Raw genomic sequence first — 20,147 nt, forward strand, 5'->3', positions numbered from 1 at the left:
CCTCGAATGGCATGAAAGTCTAATCCGTTACTTTACCACGAGCTGCTTAAAACTCTGAAATTACCCCGCGACAATATATCGCCTGCTAAGCTTTTCCGCGCCAGTATTCTCATCTATACATAATGAGGGTCGATATTATAACAACAGGATTTAACATCACTATTTCACAGCAATAGTTCGCCTCTGTCCGGTAAAGCGTGGCGGAGGAATTACTTCACCTGATAATAAGATGGGCTAACTGTGAACAAAAACGTCAAACTTTCACTGATTGCTATCGCGGTCTCGCTTTTTATGGCAAAGCAGGCGAGCGCCGCCAATACCTGGACGGAAGCGCGTAATGACGCAATGGGCGGGACGGGCGTTGCGTCCGCGAATTATGGCAGCGGAGTACTATTAAATCCGGCGTTACTGGCAAAAGCCAAACCGGAAGACAATATCACTGTTGTCCTTCCTGCGGTCGGCGTCCAGATTACGGATAAAGACAATCTCCAGGATGAAATTGACGATATCAGCGATAAAGTGGATTACTACGATGAGGTCGTCGATAACCTTACGCTGGGGCAAATTCTGCTCAATCCGCGAGGCGTGCTGAATCAATTTCAGGGCGCCGCGCGCGACCTGGCCGATGAGCTGGAATATCTCAACGGAAAAACCGCCCGCGCCAATGCCGGCGCCGGGTTGGCGGTAAGTATTCCAGGGCAAACGCTTTCCGTGGCGTTTATCGCCAAAGGTTATGCGCATGGGCGCGTGAGTTCGTCCATTGATCAGAACGATATTCAGTATCTGCGCGATATCCAGCATGATGAACGTGTCGCGCTTCGTGAAGCAGGACGCGCTGCTTTGCTGGGGTCTGACGAAATTACAAAGCATTTAAACTCTACCGCGTCGGGGCGGGTAGCGATTGTGTCTGACTACGGTATTGCACTGGCGAAGCAGTTTGTGGTGGGCGAGGTGCCTGTTTCCATTGGCGTTACGCCAAAACTGCAAAAAACCTGGCTCTATAACTACACCACCTCAATTTATAACTACGACAGTAGCGACTGGAATAGCAGCCGTTATCGCAATGACGATACGGGTTTTAACATTGATGCGGGGCTTGCTGCCGATATCGGTGAAAACTGGACGTTGGGGCTGAGCGGGCAAAATCTGGTATCTCGCGATATCGATACGAAAGATATTTACATCACTAATGGTATGACGGGAGAAACCACCAACTACAAAGATACATACCAAATCCGCCCCCTGGTTACCGCGGGCGTCGCATGGCATAACGATTTGCTGACCGTAAGCGCCGATGGCGATCTGACGGAAACGAAAGGCTTTAAGAGCGAAGACAATTCACAGTACGTTGGCGTCGGCGCTGAAGTTCGACCGTTATCATGGCTGGCGGTGCGCGCAGGGTATCGTGCGGATGTGAAAAATAACGATAGCAATGTGGTTACCGGCGGTCTTGGCTTTGCGCCCTTTAACCGTGTGCATCTCGATTTAATGGGACTGTACGGCGAAGATGAAACCTGGGGGGCAGGCGCGCAGCTTACGATGACATTCTGAGGTGCTTTCACCGGAGGCGCTACGCCTCCGGTTTAGCGTTATGCTATAGTAACGCCCCTTTTTTAACCGGATGCTTATTTATTCGCCATGCAGCCTGAAACCCAGTCCTCCGCTTTCCCTGCTTATCGCTTCTCCATCGCGCCTATGCTCGACTGGACGGACAGACATTGCCGCTATTTCCTGCGTTTGCTGTCTCGCCAGACGCTGCTCTACACCGAAATGGTGACCACGGGCGCGATTATTCACGGTAAGGGTGACTATCTGGCTTATAGCGAAGAAGAGCATCCGGTCGCTCTACAGCTTGGTGGAAGCGATCCGGCTCAGCTTGCGCATTGTGCAAAGCTGGCGGAAGCGCGTGGCTACGATGAAATTAACCTCAACGTGGGGTGCCCCTCCGATCGTGTGCAAAATGGTATGTTTGGCGCCTGTTTGATGGGCAATGCGCAACTGGTCGCCGATTGTGTTAAAGCCATGCGTGATGTCGTCTCGATTCCGGTAACGGTAAAAACCCGCATTGGTATTGACGATCAGGACAGTTATGCGTTTCTGTGTGATTTCATCGATACGGTTTCCGGTCGGGGCGAATGCGAGATGTTTATTATCCATGCGCGCAAAGCCTGGCTTTCTGGCTTAAGCCCGAAAGAAAATCGTGAGATCCCGCCGCTGGATTACCCGCGCGTATACCAGCTAAAGCGGGATTTTCCGCACCTGACCATGTCCATTAACGGCGGCATCAAATCGCTGGAAGAGGCGAAGGAGCACCTGCGCCATATGGATGGCGTCATGGTTGGCCGCGAAGCTTATCAGAATCCGGGTATACTGGCCGCGGTGGATCGGGAGATTTTTGGCGCCGATACCACCGATGCCGACCCGGTTGCGGTGGTTCGCGCGATGTATCCCTATATTGAGCGTGAATTGAGCCAGGGAGCGTATCTGGGGCATATCACTCGCCATATGCTGGGGTTGTTCCAGGGCATTCCCGGCGCGCGACAGTGGCGTCGCTATCTGAGCGAAAACGCCCATAAAGCTGGCGCGGATGTTGCTGTACTGGAGCAGGCGCTAAAACTGGTAGCAGACAAGCGTTAAAAGTTCGCCAAAAATTAGTCAATCTCACCACGCTCTGTGCAGTCTTGCAGGGCGTTTTCTTTATATATCAAAAACATAAATATTGGCATGATTTTTGTAATAGCTTACCTGACCAGACCCGGTAAGCGCCGTGCCGCCGGGCAATGCCATCTTTATGGGGAGCGACTATGCTGGAACTACTTTTTGTGCTTGGCTTTTTTCTGATGTTAATGGTGACGGGCGTCTCCTTGCTGGGCATTCTGGCCGCGCTGGTTGTAGCGACTGCCGTCATGTTCCTGGGTGGAATGTTCGCCCTGATGATCAAGCTGTTACCGTGGCTACTGCTGGCGGTGGCTGTGGTGTGGGTGATCAAAGCAGTAAAAACGCCAAAAATCCCACAGTATCAGCGCAATAACCGTCGGTTTTACTAAGGTATTGAGCGGTTCGTCACAACCTGGAACTTTGCCCTCACAAGCAAATAGGAATCGATTATTAAATCTGTCATGATTGCGCAGGTAACGAATTCATCGCGCTGTACCCTACATACAGCCGAACAAAAAAAGAAAGGGCTTCCCGGGTGGAAGCCCAATTTCTTTGCAGAGCTATTACGGAATCAGCAGGCTTGAGCCCTGTGTGGCCCGGCTTTCCAGCACTTCATGCGCGCGACGGGCATCTTTTAACGCATAGCGTTGATTTTCAGCCACATCAACTTTAATCACGCCGCTGGCGATCAATGAGAACAATTCATTGCTGGCTTCGGTCAGTTCTTCACGCGTCGTAATATACCCCTGTAGTGAAGGTCGCGTGGCATACAGGGAACCTTTCTGATTCAGAATACCTAAATTCACGCCAGTGACGGGGCCGGACGCATTGCCGAAACTGACCATCAGTCCCCGACGTTGCAGGCAGTCCAGTGAGGCTTCCCAGGTATCTTTCCCCACGGAGTCATAGACCACGCGGACTTTTTTGCCGCCGGTGATCTCTTTTACCCGTTCGACAATGCTCTCCTCACGGTAATTAATCACCTGCCAGGCGCCGGCGTCCAGCGCCCGCTGCGCTTTTTGCGCGCTACCGACGGTACCGATAAGCTTCGCGCCCAGCGCTTTCGCCCATTGGCAGGCGATCAGACCGACGCCGCCCGCAGCGGCATGAAACAGGAAGGGTTCGTCGGGTTTCACTTCATAGGTTTTGCGCAACAGGTAAAAAATGGTCAATCCCTTGAGAAAAGAGGCTGCCGCCTGTTCGAAAGAAATGGCGTCAGGCAAAATCGCGGCTTTATCTGCGGTGACGTTATGGACGGAACTGTAAGCGCCGAGCGTTGACTGCGCGTAGACGACGCGATCGCCGACGCGAATGTGCTCCACGCCGTTGCCGACTTTACTGACCACACCCGCAGCTTCGGTTCCCAGGCCCGCAGGCAACGACGGGGGCGGATAGAGTCCGCTACGGATATAGGTGTCGATGAAGTTGATACCAATGGCTTTGTTCTCAACCTGGATTTCGTGTTCCGCCGGTTCCGTTGGCGTAAACTCCACGGTCTGAAGCACTTCCGGACCACCATGCTTGTGAAATTCAATACGCGTTGCCATGCTTCCTCCAAAAGAAATGTGGTAATCTTTCGACCCAATCACTATCTCGGTAACTCCATTCACTATGGCAGGAAATAAACCCTTCAACAAACCACAGACTGATGCCCGCGACCGCGATCCGCAGGTTGCCGGGATAAAAGTGCCGCCGCACTCGATTGAAGCGGAACAGTCGGTGTTGGGCGGTTTAATGCTGGATAACGAGCGCTGGGACGATGTGGCCGAGCGCGTGGTGGCGGAAGATTTCTATACCCGTCCGCATCGCCATATCTTTACGGAGATGGGGCGCTTGCAGGAAAGCGGCAGTCCTATCGACCTGATCACGCTCGCGGAATCGCTGGAGCGGCAGGGCCAACTGGACAGCGTCGGCGGTTTCGCCTATCTGGCGGAACTGTCTAAAAACACGCCAAGCGCGGCGAACATCAGTGCTTATGCGGACATTGTGCGCGAACGCGCCGTGGTCCGCGATATGATCGCGGTGGCGCATGAAATTGCGGACGCCGGTTACGATCCACAGGGGCGCAATAGCGACGAACTGCTGGATCTGGCGGAGTCGCGCGTCTTCCAGATCGCGGAAAACCGGGCCAACAAAGACGAAGGTCCGAAAAGCATCGACCAGATCCTCGACGCTACCGTGGCGCGTATTGAGCAGTTGTTCCAGCAACCGCACGATGGCGTTACAGGCGTGGATACCGGCTATCAGGATCTCAATAAAAAGACGGCAGGGTTACAGCGTTCGGATTTGATTATCGTCGCGGCGCGTCCCTCCATGGGTAAAACCACTTTTGCGATGAACCTCTGCGAAAATGCGGCGATGTTGCAGGATAAACCGGTACTGATCTTCAGCCTGGAGATGCCCGGCGAACAGATCATGATGCGTATGCTGGCCTCGCTGTCCCGCGTCGATCAGACACGTATTCGTACCGGTCAACTCGATGATGAAGACTGGGCGCGAATCTCCGGCACGATGGGCATTCTGCTGGAGAAACGCAATATGTATATTGACGACTCCTCAGGTCTTACGCCGACAGAAGTCCGTTCGCGCGCGCGGCGTATTTTCCGCGAACATGGCGGGTTAAGTCTGATTATGATCGACTACCTGCAATTGATGCGTGTGCCGTCGCTTTCTGATAACCGTACTCTGGAAATCGCCGAAATTTCTCGCTCGTTGAAAGCGCTGGCGAAGGAACTCCAGGTGCCGGTCGTGGCGCTATCGCAGCTTAACCGCTCCCTGGAACAACGCGCGGATAAACGTCCGGTGAACTCCGACCTGCGTGAATCCGGCTCTATTGAACAGGATGCCGACTTAATTATGTTTATCTACCGTGATGAGGTTTATCACGAGAACAGCGACTTAAAAGGCATTGCTGAAATTATTATTGGTAAGCAGCGTAACGGTCCTATCGGTACGGTTCGTCTGACGTTCAATGGTCAGTGGTCGCGCTTCGATAACTATGCGGGACCGCAATACGATGATGAGTAACTCTCCGTCATTCTGTTAACAAGGAATTCAAATGCAAGCGGCAACAGTCGTCATTAACCGCCGCGCTCTGCGACACAACCTGCAACGTCTGCGTGAACTGGCGCCTGCCAGTAAGCTGGTTGCGGTGGTGAAAGCGAACGCTTATGGACACGGTCTTCTGGAGACCGCGCGAACGCTCCCTGATGCTGACGCTTTTGGCGTGGCGCGTCTTGAAGAGGCTCTACGTCTGCGAGCGGGCGGGATCACGCAGCCTATCCTGCTGCTGGAGGGTTTTTTCGACGCCGCCGATCTGCCGACCATTTCCGCGCAATGTCTGCATACTGCCGTACATAATCAAGAGCAGCTTGCCGCCCTGGAGGCGGTGGAGCTGGCGGAGCCGGTAACGGTCTGGATGAAACTGGATACCGGTATGCATCGTCTCGGCGTGCGTCCCGAAGAGGCGGAGGCGTTCTACCAGCGTCTGACGCACTGTAAAAATGTACGCCAGCCGGTGAATATCGTCAGCCATTTTGCCCGTGCGGATGAGCCGGAATGCGGCGCTACCGAACATCAGCTCGACATTTTTAATGCCTTCTGTCAGGGTAAACCCGGTCAGCGCTCTATTGCCGCGTCTGGCGGTATCCTGCTGTGGCCGCAGTCTCACTTTGACTGGGCGCGTCCGGGCATCATTTTGTATGGCGTATCGCCGCTGGAGCACAAACCCTGGGGGCCGGATTTTGGTTTTCAGCCGGTGATGTCCTTAACCTCCAGTTTGATCGCGGTGCGTGACCACAAAGCGGGCGAACCGGTGGGCTACGGCGGGACATGGGTGAGTGAGCGCGACACGCGCCTGGGCGTGGTGGCGATGGGTTATGGCGATGGCTACCCACGAGCGGCGCCTTCCGGTACGCCAGTACTGGTCAATGGTCGTGAAGTTCCGATTGTCGGGCGGGTGGCGATGGATATGATTTGCGTAGATTTGGGGCCAAACGCGCAGGATAACGCGGGCGATCCGGTGGTCTTATGGGGTGAAGGTCTGCCGGTTGAACGTATCGCTGAAATGACAAAAGTAAGTGCTTACGAACTTATCACGCGCCTGACCTCAAGGGTGGCGATGAAGTATATTGATTAAATACGCGGCGGGCCGGGTGGCGCCTGCGCTTATCCGGCTTGTATCGCGCATTGGCTGTAGGCCGGATAAGACGTTCACGCCGCTATCCGGTAATATGCGCATCCACCACAACATCCTCTCGATCTTCTCGTCCTTCCGGTTTATTGTGTTATTTCCTGCCCTCTGTAAACCTGGAGAACCATCGCGTGTTTCAAAAAGTTGACGCCTATGCCGGCGATCCGATTCTTTCACTGATGGAGCGTTTTAAAGACGACTCCCGTCACGACAAAGTAAATCTGAGCATTGGCCTGTATTACAACGAAGACGGGATTATCCCACAGCTCAAAACGGTGGCCGAAGCCGAAGCCCGGCTTAACGCGCAGCCGCATGGCGCTTCGCTGTACCTGCCGATGGAAGGACTCAATACTTATCGCCATACTATCGCGCCTTTGCTCTTTGGCGCCGATCACCCGGTTCTTCAGCAACAGCGCGTGGCCACTATCCAGACATTAGGCGGCTCCGGCGCGCTGAAAGTAGGCGCGGATTTCCTGAAGCGTTATTTCCCCGACGCAGGCGTATGGGTGAGCGACCCCACCTGGGAAAACCATATTGCGATATTTGCCGGGGCAGGATTCGAAGTGAGTACTTACCCCTGGTATGACGACGCGACTAACGGCATCCGTTTTAACGATCTGCTGGCCACGCTGAATACGTTACCTGCGTGCAGTATCGTGCTGCTGCACCCCTGTTGTCACAACCCGACCGGGGCGGATTTAACGCCTTCGCAATGGGATGCGGTGATTGAAATAGTGAAAGCGCGCGATCTGATTCCGTTCCTTGATATTGCCTATCAGGGGTTTGGCGCAGGCATGGACGAGGATGCTTACGCTATTCGCGCCATTGCCAGCGCCGGGTTACCTGCGTTAGTCAGTAATTCTTTTTCGAAGATTTTCTCGCTGTACGGCGAGCGCGTCGGCGGCCTGTCCGTGGTGTGTGAAGATGCTGAAATCGCCGCGCGGGTTCTGGGACAGCTAAAAGCGACGGTGCGCCGAATTTACTCCAGTCCGCCGTGTTTCGGCGCTCAGGTGGTCGCTACGGTCCTGGGCGATGAGGCGTTAAAAGCGGGCTGGCTGGCGGAAGTCGACGCGATGCGTAACCGCATTATATCGATGCGCCAGACGCTGGTGAAGGAGCTGAAGGCGGAGATGCCTGACCGCAACTTTGATTACTTGTTACAGCAGCGCGGTATGTTCAGCTATACCTGGTTAAGCGCGGAGCAGGTCGAGCGGTTGCGCGATGAGTTTGGCGTTTACCTGATTGCCAGTGGCCGCATGTGTGTCGCCGGGCTTAATGCTTCAAATGTACACCGCGTGGCGAAGGCATTTGCCGCTGTCATGTAATATTCAGGCCGGACGGCGATAACAGTGCCCTCCGGCCTGACAATAGCTGTTGTGATCATCCTCTTTTTTCGTAACAAAACCGCAGATAATCCTTCCTTTTGACCGTTACTGGCGTTATGGTCAGATAGTTTTTTGAGCAAAGACTCATCTTAATAATTATAATATTTTGAATTTTAAGGGAAAACCATGAAAAAAATAACCCTGGCGCTGAGTGCCGTCTGTTTGTTGTTTACGCTAAACCATTCCGCGAATGCGTTAGTATCTTCCCCTTCGACACTCAATCCGGGCACTAATGTTGCAAAACTCGCGGAACAAGCGCCTGTCCATTGGGTCTCTGTCGCCCAGATTGAAAACAGCCTCACCGGACGCCCGCCGATGGCGGTCGGCTTTGATATTGACGACACCGTGTTATTTTCCAGCCCCGGATTCTGGCGCGGAAAGAAAACCTATTCCCCGGACAGCGACGATTATCTGAAAAATCCGGCCTTTTGGGAAAAAATGAACAACGGCTGGGATGAGTTCAGTATTCCAAAAGAAGTGGCCCGACAGCTCATTGATATGCATGTTCGCCGTGGCGACAGTATTTACTTTGTCACTGGTCGTAGTCAGACGAAAACGGAAACCGTGTCGAAAACGCTGGCGGATAACTTCCATATTCCGGCGGCGAATATGAATCCGGTGATTTTCGCCGGCGATAAACCGGAACAAAATACGAAAGTACAGTGGCTGCAGGAGAAGAACATGCGTATCTTCTACGGCGATTCGGATAACGATATTACCGCGGCTCGTGATTGTGGTATCCGCGGTATTCGCATCCTGCGCGCGGCTAACTCCACCTACAAACCGCTGCCGCAGGCAGGAGCGTTTGGCGAGGAAGTCATTGTCAACTCGGAGTACTAAAAATCAGGAGAGCGTCAGGCTCTCCTTTTTTGCATGATTTTTGCACAAACTTGCCCCGCTGGCTTTTACCTTTTCCAGACTTGCTGCACACTATTCAGGAGACGTTTGTTTTTAGGAAGGAGCAGCCTATGTGGTATCAGCGCACCATTACACTGAGCGAGAAGCCGCGCGGGTTTCATCTGATAACAGATGAAATTATCGATAAATTGTCTGGCTTACCGCCTGTCGAAACGGGTTTGCTGCATCTGTTGTTGCTACATACCTCGGCCTCGCTGACGCTAAACGAAAACTGCGATCCCACCGTGCGCGCTGATATGGAGCGCCATTTCCTGAAAACCGTTCCCGATAATGCGGCGTATGAACATGACTACGAAGGCGCGGATGACATGCCTTCGCATATTAAGTCGTCAGTATTGGGCGTCTCGTTGCTGCTGCCTGTACGCCAGGGGCGTTTACAGTTAGGAACATGGCAAGGTATCTGGTTGGGAGAGCACCGTATTCACGGCGGTCCACGTAAAATCATCGCGACACTACAAGGGGAATGATAATGACCATTTCGGAATTACTGCAATACTGCATGGCAAAACCTGGCGCAGAGCAGAGCGTCCACAGCGACTGGAAAGCGACGCAAATTAAAGTGGAAGATGTACTTTTCGCGATGGTAAAAGAAGTTGAAGGACGCCCGGCAGCCTCTCTCAAAACCAGCCCGGAACTGGCAGAGTTGTTACGTCAGCAGCACAGCGATGTACGACCGAGTCGGCACCTTAATAAAGCGCACTGGAGCACGGTCTATCTGGACGGCTCGCTGCCGGATTCACAACTCTATTATCTGGTCGATGCCTCTTATCAACAGGCGGTAAATGCGCTGTCGGAAGATAAACGCAAGCAGTTGCCGCAGTCCTGATTATAGCGCGCCGACCAACAACGCCAGGGCGATATCAATGAGGCGGATGACCGTAGACCGGATACGGCTGCCGAGGGCGATTTGCGCATTATTGGCGCGTAGCCTGGCGAGGTCCCGCTGTCCTTCCAGCAGAATAATCATATCGTCGTCGTCCAGCCAGCCGCGAGCATGTTCCTGAAGCGCGCGGGCGATAAACGCGGCGGACTCGCGGATAGCGTCGTCGCTGTCTTCTCTTGCCTGCTTATACGTCTGGATAAACTCGGCAATCGCCGAGGACGCTACAGGGTGTTCGGCCCGGGCGGTGGTCATCAGGTAATGTATTTCGTTAATAGACGCCATTTTCATCTCCTTGAGTGCAGTGGGCGCCCCAATGCAGACACTCACCCTGTATAGCTAATTTCCAGACCTGATTATTTTGCTGTTGGTATCTCTCTGCCTGGATGTGAGTAAGTGGTTGCTTACGTTGCATAACCCGCGCATAAAGACGCAAATAGTGATTTTTCAGCAGCGCCAGATTATCGAGTCGGTGTTTATCCCCACCTTGACGGGCGACCCGCTCAGCCTGAAAAAATGTCTGGCGGATATCGCGGTCATCCTTGAGCAGTGTCTCTTTTTGCCACGGTATTCGCGCCGCGTCCTGCAGGAAGCGGGTTGAGCGCGTTTGTAATAGCGTCAGTTGTTGAAAAGCCACGGCGCTAAAGCGGTCAGGCAGCGTACAGGCGGCTAAAAACAGGCACAGCAGTAGTGTGATTGCGTAGGGCAACTTCATGGTGTTTTCCATAACAGACCGTTTGCGCTATCACATGTCAGAGCGAGGCGGCACGCAAATCACAAATGCTCAACACGGATACAATGAGGTGGGATGAGGAAAAATGATGCCGCTTCCCGGCGAATCGGAAAGCGGCGTGAAGGTTATTTGAGCATAGGTTTAAGGAAGCGGGCGGTATGCGACGCCTCGCACTCCGCCACGGTTTCCGGCGTACCGGAGACGAGAATTTCGCCGCCGCCGCTGCCGCCTTCCGGGCCGAGGTCGACAATCCAGTCCGCCGTTTTAATGACGTCCAGGTTGTGTTCGATCACCACGATGGTGTTGCCCTGATCGCGCAACTGATGCAGAACGTCAAGCAACTGCTGAATATCGGCAAAGTGCAGGCCGGTGGTCGGCTCGTCGAGAATATACAGCGTCTGCCCGGTGCCGCGCTTCGACAGTTCGCGCGCCAGCTTCACGCGCTGGGCCTCGCCGCCGGAAAGCGTCGTCGCCGACTGACCAAGACGGATATAGGTCAGCCCCACGTCCATCAGCGTCTGCAGCTTACGCGCCAGCGCCGGAACCGCATCAAAGAACTCACGCGCTTCTTCAATGGTCATATCCAGCACTTCGTGGATGGTCTTGCCTTTGTACTTAATCTCCAGCGTTTCCCGGTTATAGCGCTTGCCTTTGCACTGGTCGCACGGCACGTAAATATCCGGCAGAAAGTGCATTTCGACTTTAATGACGCCATCGCCCTGGCACGCTTCGCAGCGACCGCCGCGCACGTTGAAGCTGAATCGCCCTGGCGTGTAGCCGCGCGAGCGAGACTCCGGCACGCCAGCAAAAAGCTCGCGAACCGGGGTAAAGACGCCCGTATAGGTCGCCGGGTTGGAACGCGGGGTGCGCCCGATTGGGCTCTGGTCGATATCGATCACTTTATCGAAATGTTCCAGCCCCTGAATATCCCGATACGGCGCCGGTTCGGCGATAGTCGCCCCGTTTAACTGACGCTGGGCGATGGGGAACAGCGTGTCGTTAATCAGCGTCGATTTACCGGAACCCGAGACGCCGGTGATACAGGTAAACAGCCCTACCGGTAGCGTAAGGGTCACATCTTTCAGGTTGTTGCCGCGCGCGCCGGTGAGTTTGAGCACTTTTTCTGGATTTGCCGGCACGCGTTGTTTCGGCACTTCAATTTTGCGTTTACCGCTCATGTACTGGCCGGTCAGCGATTCCGGTACCGCCATAATGGCTTCCAGCGGGCCTTCCGCCACCACCTCGCCGCCGTGAACGCCCGCGCCGGGGCCAATATCGATCACATGGTCGGCGGCGCGAATGGCGTCTTCATCATGTTCCACCACAATCACGGTATTGCCAAGATTGCGCAGATGAATCAGCGTACCCAGCAGCCGTTCGTTATCGCGCTGGTGCAGACCGATGGACGGCTCATCCAGCACATACATCACGCCGACTAACCCGGCGCCTATCTGGCTCGCCAGACGAATACGCTGGGCTTCGCCGCCGGAAAGCGTCTCTGCCGAGCGGGAGAGCGTGAGATAGTTCAGGCCGACGTTCACCAGAAACTTGAGGCGATCGCCGATCTCTTTTAGCACTTTTTCGGCGATTTTCGCTCGTTGCCCGGAAAGCTTGAGATTAGTGAAAAAATCCATCGCATGGCCAATGCTCATATCGGAAATAGCAGGCAGCGGCGTATTTTCCACAAATACATGGCGCGCTTCGCGATTCAGTCGCGTTCCTTCACAGCTGGCGCAGGGGCGATTACTGATGAACTTCGCCAGCTCTTCGCGCACCGCGCTGGATTCCGTCTCTTTATAACGGCGCTCCATATTATGCAGCACGCCTTCGAACGGATGGCGGCGCACGGAAGTATCGCCGCGATCGTTCATATATTTAAATTCAATGTTCTCTTTGCCGGAACCGTACAGCACGACTTTATGTACGTTGGCGCTGAGGCTTGCCCACGGCGCATCCACGTCGAACTTATAGTGTTCCGCCAGCGACTTGAGCATTTGAAAGTAATAAAAATTGCGACGATCCCAACCACGAATCGCGCCGCCTGCCAGCGACAGGTCGGGATTCTGGATCACGCGGTCCGGATCGAAATATTGCTGAACGCCGAGCCCGTCACAGGTCGGGCAGGCGCCTGCCGGGTTGTTGAACGAGAACAGACGCGGTTCCAGTTCGCGCATACTGTAGCCGCAAATCGGACAGGCAAAATTGGCGGAGAACAGAAGCTCCTCCGCTTTCTCATCGTCCATATCGGCAACAACCGCCGTGCCGCCGGATAATTCCAGCGCCGTTTCGAACGACTCCGCCAGGCGTTGGGAAAGATCGTTGCGAACTTTGAAGCGATCGATCACCACCTCAATGGTATGTTTCTTTTGTAGCTCCAGCTTCGGCGGATCGGAGAGATCGCAGACTTCGCCGTCAATACGGGCGCGAATGTAACCCTGGCTTGCCAGATTTTCCAGCGTTTTGGTGTGTTCGCCTTTACGCTCTTTAATAATCGGCGCGAGCAGCATCAGACGTTTGCCTTCCGGCTGTGACAGCACGTTATCGACCATCTGGCTAACGGTTTGCGCCGCCAGCGGCACGTCATGATCCGGACAACGCGGCTCGCCCACGCGGGCAAACAGCAGGCGCAGGTAGTCGTGGATCTCGGTAATAGTACCCACCGTAGAGCGCGGGTTGTGCGATGTCGATTTCTGTTCAATTGAGATCGCGGGCGATAGCCCCTCAATATGGTCGACATCCGGTTTTTCCATGAGCGACAAAAACTGCCGCGCGTAAGCGGAGAGCGATTCAACGTAACGACGCTGCCCTTCGGCATACAGAGTGTCGAAAGCCAGTGAGGATTTGCCTGAACCCGAAAGCCCGGTCACGACAATCAGTTTGTCGCGGGGGATGACGAGGTTAATATTTTTGAGATTATGGGTGCGGGCGCCCCGAACTTCGATCTTATCCATTCACCTTTCCCGGTAGAGACTCGGATGCCTGGTTTGTTTGAAGGACAAACGGCAGAAACGGCTAATTATGACACAATTTAACCTGTTTGAATATACAGTATTGGAATGCATCTTCAGCTAAAGTATGCAACAATATGAGGTTCGCGCGAGTGACCTGGAACCTGCATCGCAGCTATTAAAATGCTACGTGGAAATGGTACACTCACGCGTTTACACTATTTATGAAACGTATTCAGGAGACTCAATTATGGCCAGCAGAGGCGTAAACAAGGTGATTCTCGTTGGTAATCTGGGCCAGGACCCGGAAGTACGCTATATGCCGAGTGGCGGCGCTGTCGCCAACTTAACGCTGGCTACTTCTGAATCCTGGCGCGATAAGCAGACCGGCGAAATGAAAGAGCAGACTGAATGGCACCGGGTGGTGATGTTCGGCAAACTGGCGGAAGTGGCCGGCGAATATCTGCGTAAAGGTTCTCAGGTGTATATCGAAGGTCAATTGCGTACCCGCAAGTGGACCGATCAGAGTGGCCAGGAACGCTATACGACTGAAATTAACGTTCCGCAGATCGGCGGCGTGATGCAGATGCTGGGTGGTCGCCAGGGCGGCGGCGCGCCGGCAGGCGGTCAGCAGCAGGGGGGTTGGGGTCAGCCACAACAACCTCAGCAGCCGCAGGGCGGCAACCAGTTCAGCGGCGGCGCGCAGTCGCGTCCACAGCAATCCGCGCCAGCGCCGTCTAACGAACCGCCAATGGATTTTGACGACGACATTCCGTTCTGATTTTTGGTAAAAAAGTCAAAGCGTTATTTGCATTTTCGCTATAGCTCTCGTCTGCTGAAATGCCTGGTGTAAACCAGGCATTTTCTTACCTGGTATTATTGTCTTTGTATCCCTTTCAAAAAAGAGAAGCGCATATCTTACGGAAAAATGTCGCTTATCGCCTCTGGCCGACTCGCCTCGGCACATCATTATCCAGCCGAAGTTCATAAATGTACTGCAATAACCCGGATTGTCTTAAATATGAAAGAGAAAACTCATCTGCAAAATATATAATTTATAGCCATTTTTTGACAACAAAAAGATATTATAAAATAACGTTAGAGAATGGTCGGTATTATCAATGGTTAATTAAATGTTTGCTTTAGCTTGTGATGAGCTCAAATATGATATGTGCATCTTGCTTTATTTTTAATTGCTGAAGATAAAGTTATTACTTATAGCTGGCTTTATATAAAAAATGGTTTTATTTGTGTGTGTTTTTACGCAATTCTGATTTTTTACTCCCCACTTATTATATTGTTAATGATTTAAGTTATATTGAAGTCCCTATGACCCTATGTTTTAATTGTGAAAATTAATTTTATCCTCTGGAGGCAAATTTATTAAATACGTATGGTTATAACGCGTATTAAAAAGAAATATGTCCTTAAAATGATTTAGAGTTTCAATGATTAGCTAACAAATCTATTTATCGGTGGGTGGTTTTAATTTGCTGATGACTATTTTTTATTTATGAGTTGAGAGCTTATGCGATACCTATTATTGGGGAAGATATAGTTAGTGCAATAATTGATGTCTACCTAATTAAAAAAATGAAGAGTGTTTTTAATTAAAGCACTCATCTTTGTTGTGGGCGCATAAAAATGGCGTCGTTGTTTTTATTTTTCTGATTACGAGATGTAGGAAAACTGAAATCTATAAAGCGTATTGGTAGCAGGAAGCCAAGGGCGGTAGCGTTCACTTTCTGAATAAGTTGAGCATCCTTTATCCTTTCTAATCCACAAAAACATTTTATTCACAATGTAATATCAGGAGACAACATGGAAGACGAAAGTAATCCGTGGCCTAGTTTTGTTGATACATTCTCTACGGTATTGTGTATTTTTATATTTCTTATGTTGGTGTTTGCACTTAATAATATGATTATTATGTATGACAACTCAATTAAAGTTTATAAAGCAAATATAGAGAATAAGACTAAATCTACTGCTCAAAATAGCGGAGCCAATGACAATTCAAATGCTAATGAAATAGTTAATAAAGAAGTGAATACTCAAGATGTGTCGGACGGAATGACTACAATGTCAGGTAAGGAGGTTGGAGTATACGATATCGCCGATGGTCAGAAAATTGATATAACATCTACAAAAAATGAGCTTGTTATTACGTATCATGGCAGGCTGAGAAGCTTTTCTGAAGAGGATACTCATAAAATAGAGGCTTGGTTAGAAGACAAAATCAATAGTAATTTATTGATAGAAATGGTTATTCCTCAGGCAGACATCTCTTTCTCTGACTCTTTACGACTGGGATATGAACGGGGAATTATTTTAATGAAAGAGATTAAGAAGATATATCCTGATGTAGTTATTGACATGAGTGTTAACTCCGCAGCATCAAGTACAACGAGTAAAGCTATTATCACGACTATTAATAAAAAGGTGTCAGAGTGAAATATATAAATCATTACCGCTATTTGTTTGTCTGTTTTTTCCTTGCCATACTCCCTTTTTTCGCTTTATCTTTTCCCGGTATAAGAGAGTATGTTTTTGATAACTTTATGGTTTCTGCAATTTACAATGGAGTCATTATTGCCATTTATATTACAGGTTCTTTGTGTGCATTATTCACTATTCTTAAAAATATTTCAGCAAAAGACATATTAATAGCTCAGGACGCCAGTAGAAAAAATAGCATTCTTTCTAACCTCAATCAGGTTTTGTTTGCCGGGGAACCCAAACAGTGTGATTTCAATTTGCTGATGGAATTAGATGACAATGTGTCTACCGCCCGTAATCAACGATTGTCATTTATTATGAGCTGTAGCAATGTGTCGACGCTTGTTGGCCTGTTGGGGACGTTTGCGGGTCTGTCTATTACGATTGGTTCAATCGGGAACTTATTGAGCTCGCCATCAGATGTTGGCGGTGATAATGCAAGTAATACACTCAATATGATCGTGACAATGGTAGCGTCGCTTTCTGAACCATTGAAAGGGATGAATACCGCATTTGTATCTTCTATCTATGGTGTTGTTTGCGCCATACTCCTGACCTCACAAAGTGTTTTTGTTCGCAGCTCCTATTCCCTTGTTTCTACGGAAATCAAAAAATTAAAAATCATAAGCAACAGATCCAATAATAAACAACGAAGCCTGCGGGTTGAATCAGAGACGCTTGTAGAATTTAAAGAGTTGTTTAAAGCGTTTTTTGATAACTATCTGTCAGTTGAAAATTTACGGACGCAGGATGAAGAAAAGAAACGAGAGATGCTATCAGATAGCTTTGTCACTTTGCAAAACCGACTATTGGATAACTCAGCAAAACTAGAGCAACTTTCTACGCTGATTGATGGTTATCTGGTAAGCAGTAACGAAAATCTCAAAAAATTATCTGACGGTGTAATAACAATTACCTCGCGTTTATCTGAAGGTAATATCCTGCTTGCTGATAATAATGCACGACTGGAGGCAATGAGTACAATACAAAATATTATAGATAAAAAGAATGATTCAATAATGACATCAGTTGATAAATGTTATCAGGAATCTCTTTCACATGGTAAGACCATAAACGATATTGCCGCTGGCAGTGCCGATATTTCTCATACTCTCGATGGGCTGAGAAAAGAAATGGATGAGGATATGAATAATGTTCATTTAGCGCTATCCGATCTATCGGCTACTGATAAAAAGATTATTGCCAATACTAAAGAGATTAGTGCTGAAATGGTTAGCTACCGTGATACCTATATGCCATTAATGGAAAAAATAACATCTATGCATCAGGAAATAGTAAAGCAACGTTTGTTAAACAAGGAGGAAAAAAATGAAGATTAAGATGTTTTTTCTGACGACTGCTTTTATTACACAAAGCACATACGCCAGCGAGCTTCCGGTCATTCCTCTAAGAGATTTAGTTAATGCCGCATTAACGCATCAGCCCTCTGTTGCTGTTTCATATTATGAGACTGAAAAGAAAAACAGTGACTTAGATCTTTCACGGGCAGCACTTTATCCTACCCTGGATCTAACATCTGGCCTTAATAATAACAGGAAAGAGTCATCAGGTACCGAGAGGAACGTTGAAAATAAGGTGTCTTTATCATACCGAATAACGGATTTTGGAGTGAGGGGGGCTAATATCAGGAAATCTGAATATGAAAGAGATAATAGTAAAACTGACTATGAAAAAACAAAGAATATAGTGTCTCAGGAGGTTGTGACAACCTATTACAACATCAGTAAATATCGTGAAATGATTGATGGCGTAAATCTGGAGAAAGAGTTTTATAAAAAGATGCTGGAAACTTTTTCGTTGCTGGTATCTTCCGGTGTAGCGATGCAATCTGATATGCGTAAAGTACAAGTATCTATCGATGCATTAAATACCAGAAGCATTATGTATCAGTCGATGTTGGATGATGAAATGTATAAAATGCAGAATATGACTGGTCTGAATTTATCGCCAGTTCAGATTCAAAGCGATGAAAAATTCAACCTCTTCAAAAAATATATCTTTGTCGAAAACCCTGAAAAACTTATGGACATGGTGATGAAATACAACGATGACTATAAGATGCTTGTCAATACCCGAAAAGCCGCGACCGAAGATATTAATGCCGCAAAATCATCCTATTTTCCGACTGTAGATCTTGTTTCCAGCTATGTACAGAATAACCCGAGCGGTAGTGCCAAAAAAAGTGATTATGAAGATGAATTTAAAACGGGTATCAATGTCAGTTTCAACATTTTTAATGGGTTCAGAAATTCAGCCCAGGAAAGAAAAATGGTGGCAAGTTACTCGCAGGCTAAGCTGCAAATTGACGATTTTTTGATTAAAACGCGTTATAACATTGATTCACAACTTTCAAAATACGCCGCTGCAAAAGAGACTTACTCAGTGGCGGAACGTTCACATACAAACGCGTTACAGCTTACTGAATTATATGAGCAGGAGTTTCAGTTAGGGCAAAAAAGTTTGCTTGATTTAATTTCAAGCCGTAATGAAGCATTTCAGGCATATGTAAGCATGATCGACAGCAAATATAGCCTGTATATTTTAAAGCTACAGCAACTCTCATTGATTTTTCATTTAATGGATTATTTAAAAGGAAATACTGAAAGTGAGTTAAATGTAATGAAATGAATAGAAGACAAAGCGATCATCTCATGATGATAATTATTTCTTTGACGATCTTAATTATTATCCTTACCTACTTTATAGAAATTAATTCAGTGGTTCATGGTCAGGGCGTTATCACTACTAAAGATAATGCTCAGTTAATATCTCTTTCTAAAGGAGGGACGATACAAGATATTTATGTAGCCGAGGGTGATACTGTAAAAAAAGGAGAACTCCTTGCAAAGGTCGTTAACCTTGATCTGCAAAAAGAATATCAAAGGTATAGAACTCAAAAAGGGTATCTGGATAAAGATGTTAACGAAATATCTTTCATTCTTGATAAAGAAAATGAGAGTGGGTTGATTACCCTGGATGGCACCCGTTCTTTAAGCAATAAAGAGGTAAAAGCGAATATTGAATTAGTGCATAGTCAGATAAGAGCTAAAGAGTTAAAAAAAACCTCTCTTGATTCTGAGATTAGCGGATTACAAGAGAAGCTGAGTTCGAAAGAAAAAGAACTCGCATTGCTTGCCGAAGAAATAAATATTCTTTCCCCACTGGTAAAAAAAGGAATTAGCCCATATACCAATTTTCTTAACAAGAAACAGACGTATATAAAAGTTAAGTCTGAAATTAATGATATTGAAAGTAGCATCACTTTAAAAAAAGATGATATTGAGTTGGTTGTTAATGATATTGAGGCGCTTAATAATGAATTGCGACTATCTTTATCTAAAATAATATCTAAAAATCTTCAGGAACTTGAGGTTGTTAACTCTACATTAAAAGTAATAGAGAAGCAGATAAATGAGGAGGATATCTATTCACCGGTTGACGGTGTAATTTATAAAATCAATAAAAGTGCCACTACTCATGGTGGTGTGATTCAGGCGGCGGACTTACTTTTTGAAATAAAACCAAAAGTAAGGACTATGCTGGCCGATGTGAAAATATTACCCAAATACCGTGACCAAATATATGTAGATGAAGCCGTTAAACTGGATGTGCAGTCAATTATCCAACCAAAGATAAAATCGTATAATGCGACTATCGATAATATTAGCCCTGATTCCTATGAGGAAAATACCGGAGGAACAATTCAGCGTTATTATAAAGTAATTATTGCATTCGATGTTAATGAAGATGATTTACGGTGGTTAAAACCAGGTATGACTGTTGACGCCAGTGTAATTACCGGAAAACACAGCATTATGGAATACCTGTTATCTCCCTTGATGAAAGGCGTGGACAAAGCCTTTTCAGAACCAGTTAATACTAAACGATTAGATACACCTTGAGAGTGAATATA

At 48.9% G+C, this 20,147-nt stretch carries 18 protein-coding genes; 14 read left to right on the plus strand and 4 right to left on the minus strand.

All coding sequences use genetic code 11. The features are described 5' to 3' along the window. Nucleotides 1-240: 240 nt before the first annotated feature. The 3 genes from N7E69_RS10190 to pspG all read left to right on the plus strand — a co-directional run bounded on the left by N7E69_RS10190 (nt 241) and on the right by pspG (nt 3,047). Nucleotides 241-1,551, plus strand: coding sequence for a conjugal transfer protein TraF (locus N7E69_RS10190; RefSeq protein ID WP_001039337.1), 1,311 nt, complete (start codon nt 241-243; stop codon nt 1,549-1,551). Nucleotides 1,552-1,638: 87 nt separating this feature from the next. After that, complete coding sequence (gene dusA, locus N7E69_RS10195) at nt 1,639-2,637, plus strand: tRNA dihydrouridine(20/20a) synthase DusA (RefSeq protein WP_001182227.1); 999 nt, start codon at nt 1,639-1,641, stop codon at nt 2,635-2,637. 167 nt (nt 2,638-2,804) lie between these two features. Beyond that, nucleotides 2,805-3,047 carry an envelope stress response protein PspG gene (gene pspG, locus N7E69_RS10200; RefSeq protein WP_000891414.1) on the plus strand — a complete coding sequence of 81 codons (243 nt, stop codon included), beginning with the start codon at nt 2,805-2,807 and terminating at the stop codon, nt 3,045-3,047. A gap of 174 nt (nt 3,048-3,221) precedes the next feature. Here the strand turns inward: pspG and N7E69_RS10205 are convergent, their stop codons facing one another. Next, nucleotides 3,222-4,205 (minus strand): quinone oxidoreductase, encoded by a 984-nt coding sequence (locus N7E69_RS10205; protein ID WP_000235558.1) that lies wholly within the window; start codon nt 4,203-4,205, stop codon nt 3,222-3,224. Nucleotides 4,206-4,269: 64 nt separating this feature from the next. On the opposite strand from N7E69_RS10205, the gene dnaB reads away from it, so the two are divergent. From dnaB to N7E69_RS10235, 6 genes are all read left to right on the plus strand, one after another. Continuing rightward, a complete protein-coding gene (gene dnaB / locus N7E69_RS10210) occupies nt 4,270-5,685 on the plus strand; it encodes a replicative DNA helicase (RefSeq protein WP_000918353.1) in 1,416 nt (471 codons plus the stop codon). Nucleotides 5,686-5,716: 31 nt separating this feature from the next. Next, entirely contained in the window at nt 5,717-6,796 is a 1,080-nt protein-coding gene (gene alr, locus N7E69_RS10215; protein WP_001147297.1) for an alanine racemase, read from the plus strand. Nucleotides 6,797-6,981: 185 nt separating this feature from the next. Further along, a complete protein-coding gene (gene tyrB, locus N7E69_RS10220) occupies nt 6,982-8,175 on the plus strand; it encodes an aromatic amino acid transaminase (protein WP_000486902.1) in 1,194 nt (397 codons plus the stop codon). Nucleotides 8,176-8,361: 186 nt separating this feature from the next. Beyond that, nucleotides 8,362-9,075, plus strand: coding sequence for an acid phosphatase AphA (gene aphA / locus N7E69_RS10225; protein ID WP_000724435.1), 714 nt, complete (start codon nt 8,362-8,364; stop codon nt 9,073-9,075). A gap of 128 nt (nt 9,076-9,203) precedes the next feature. After that, nucleotides 9,204-9,620, plus strand: a complete 417-nt coding sequence (locus tag N7E69_RS10230) for a secondary thiamine-phosphate synthase enzyme YjbQ (RefSeq protein WP_000270392.1) — start codon at nt 9,204-9,206, stop codon at nt 9,618-9,620. A 2-nt stretch (nt 9,621-9,622) separates the two neighbouring features. Next, nucleotides 9,623-9,979 carry an MmcQ/YjbR family DNA-binding protein gene (locus N7E69_RS10235; RefSeq protein ID WP_000155666.1) on the plus strand — a complete coding sequence of 119 codons (357 nt, stop codon included), beginning with the start codon at nt 9,623-9,625 and terminating at the stop codon, nt 9,977-9,979. On the opposite strand, the gene N7E69_RS10240 is transcribed toward N7E69_RS10235, so the two are convergent. From N7E69_RS10240 to uvrA, 3 genes are all read right to left on the minus strand, one after another. Next, nucleotides 9,980-10,318 (minus strand): membrane protein, encoded by a 339-nt coding sequence (locus N7E69_RS10240; RefSeq protein WP_000146599.1) that lies wholly within the window; start codon nt 10,316-10,318, stop codon nt 9,980-9,982. Next, on the minus strand, nt 10,305-10,760 hold the full coding sequence (locus tag N7E69_RS10245; protein ID WP_000432197.1) for a hypothetical protein: 456 nt from the start codon (nt 10,758-10,760) through the stop codon (nt 10,305-10,307). Before N7E69_RS10245 ends, N7E69_RS10240 begins: the two co-directional genes overlap by 14 nt. A gap of 131 nt (nt 10,761-10,891) precedes the next feature. Beyond that, nucleotides 10,892-13,717 (minus strand): excinuclease ABC subunit UvrA, encoded by a 2,826-nt coding sequence (uvrA, locus tag N7E69_RS10250; protein ID WP_000357725.1) that lies wholly within the window; start codon nt 13,715-13,717, stop codon nt 10,892-10,894. A 247-nt stretch (nt 13,718-13,964) separates the two neighbouring features. Here uvrA and ssb1 point away from each other — a divergent pair, with 247 nt between their 5' ends. From ssb1 to siiD, 5 genes are all read left to right on the plus strand, one after another. Then, nucleotides 13,965-14,495 carry a single-stranded DNA-binding protein SSB1 gene (gene ssb1 / locus N7E69_RS10255; protein ID WP_000168322.1) on the plus strand — a complete coding sequence of 177 codons (531 nt, stop codon included), beginning with the start codon at nt 13,965-13,967 and terminating at the stop codon, nt 14,493-14,495. Between the two features lie 1,040 nt (nt 14,496-15,535). Next, nucleotides 15,536-16,168, plus strand: coding sequence for an SPI-4 type I secretion system auxiliary protein SiiA (siiA, locus tag N7E69_RS10260; RefSeq protein ID WP_000389234.1), 633 nt, complete (start codon nt 15,536-15,538; stop codon nt 16,166-16,168). Then, nucleotides 16,165-17,553 (plus strand): MotA/TolQ/ExbB proton channel family protein, encoded by a 1,389-nt coding sequence (locus N7E69_RS10265; protein ID WP_000875181.1) that lies wholly within the window; start codon nt 16,165-16,167, stop codon nt 17,551-17,553. Before siiA ends, N7E69_RS10265 begins: the two co-directional genes overlap by 4 nt. Beyond that, a complete protein-coding gene (gene siiC, locus N7E69_RS10270) occupies nt 17,543-18,862 on the plus strand; it encodes an SPI-4 type I secretion system protein SiiC (RefSeq protein ID WP_001752294.1) in 1,320 nt (439 codons plus the stop codon). The genes N7E69_RS10265 and siiC overlap by 11 nt, the downstream gene beginning before the upstream one ends. After that, complete coding sequence (siiD, locus tag N7E69_RS10275; RefSeq protein ID WP_001081936.1) at nt 18,859-20,136, plus strand: SPI-4 type I secretion system protein SiiD; 1,278 nt, start codon at nt 18,859-18,861, stop codon at nt 20,134-20,136. The genes siiC and siiD overlap by 4 nt, the downstream gene beginning before the upstream one ends. Nucleotides 20,137-20,147: the final 11 nt, after the last annotated feature.

The organism is Salmonella sp. 3C (assembly GCF_025426275.1).
Lineage (GTDB): Bacteria > Pseudomonadota > Gammaproteobacteria > Enterobacterales > Enterobacteriaceae > Salmonella > Salmonella enterica.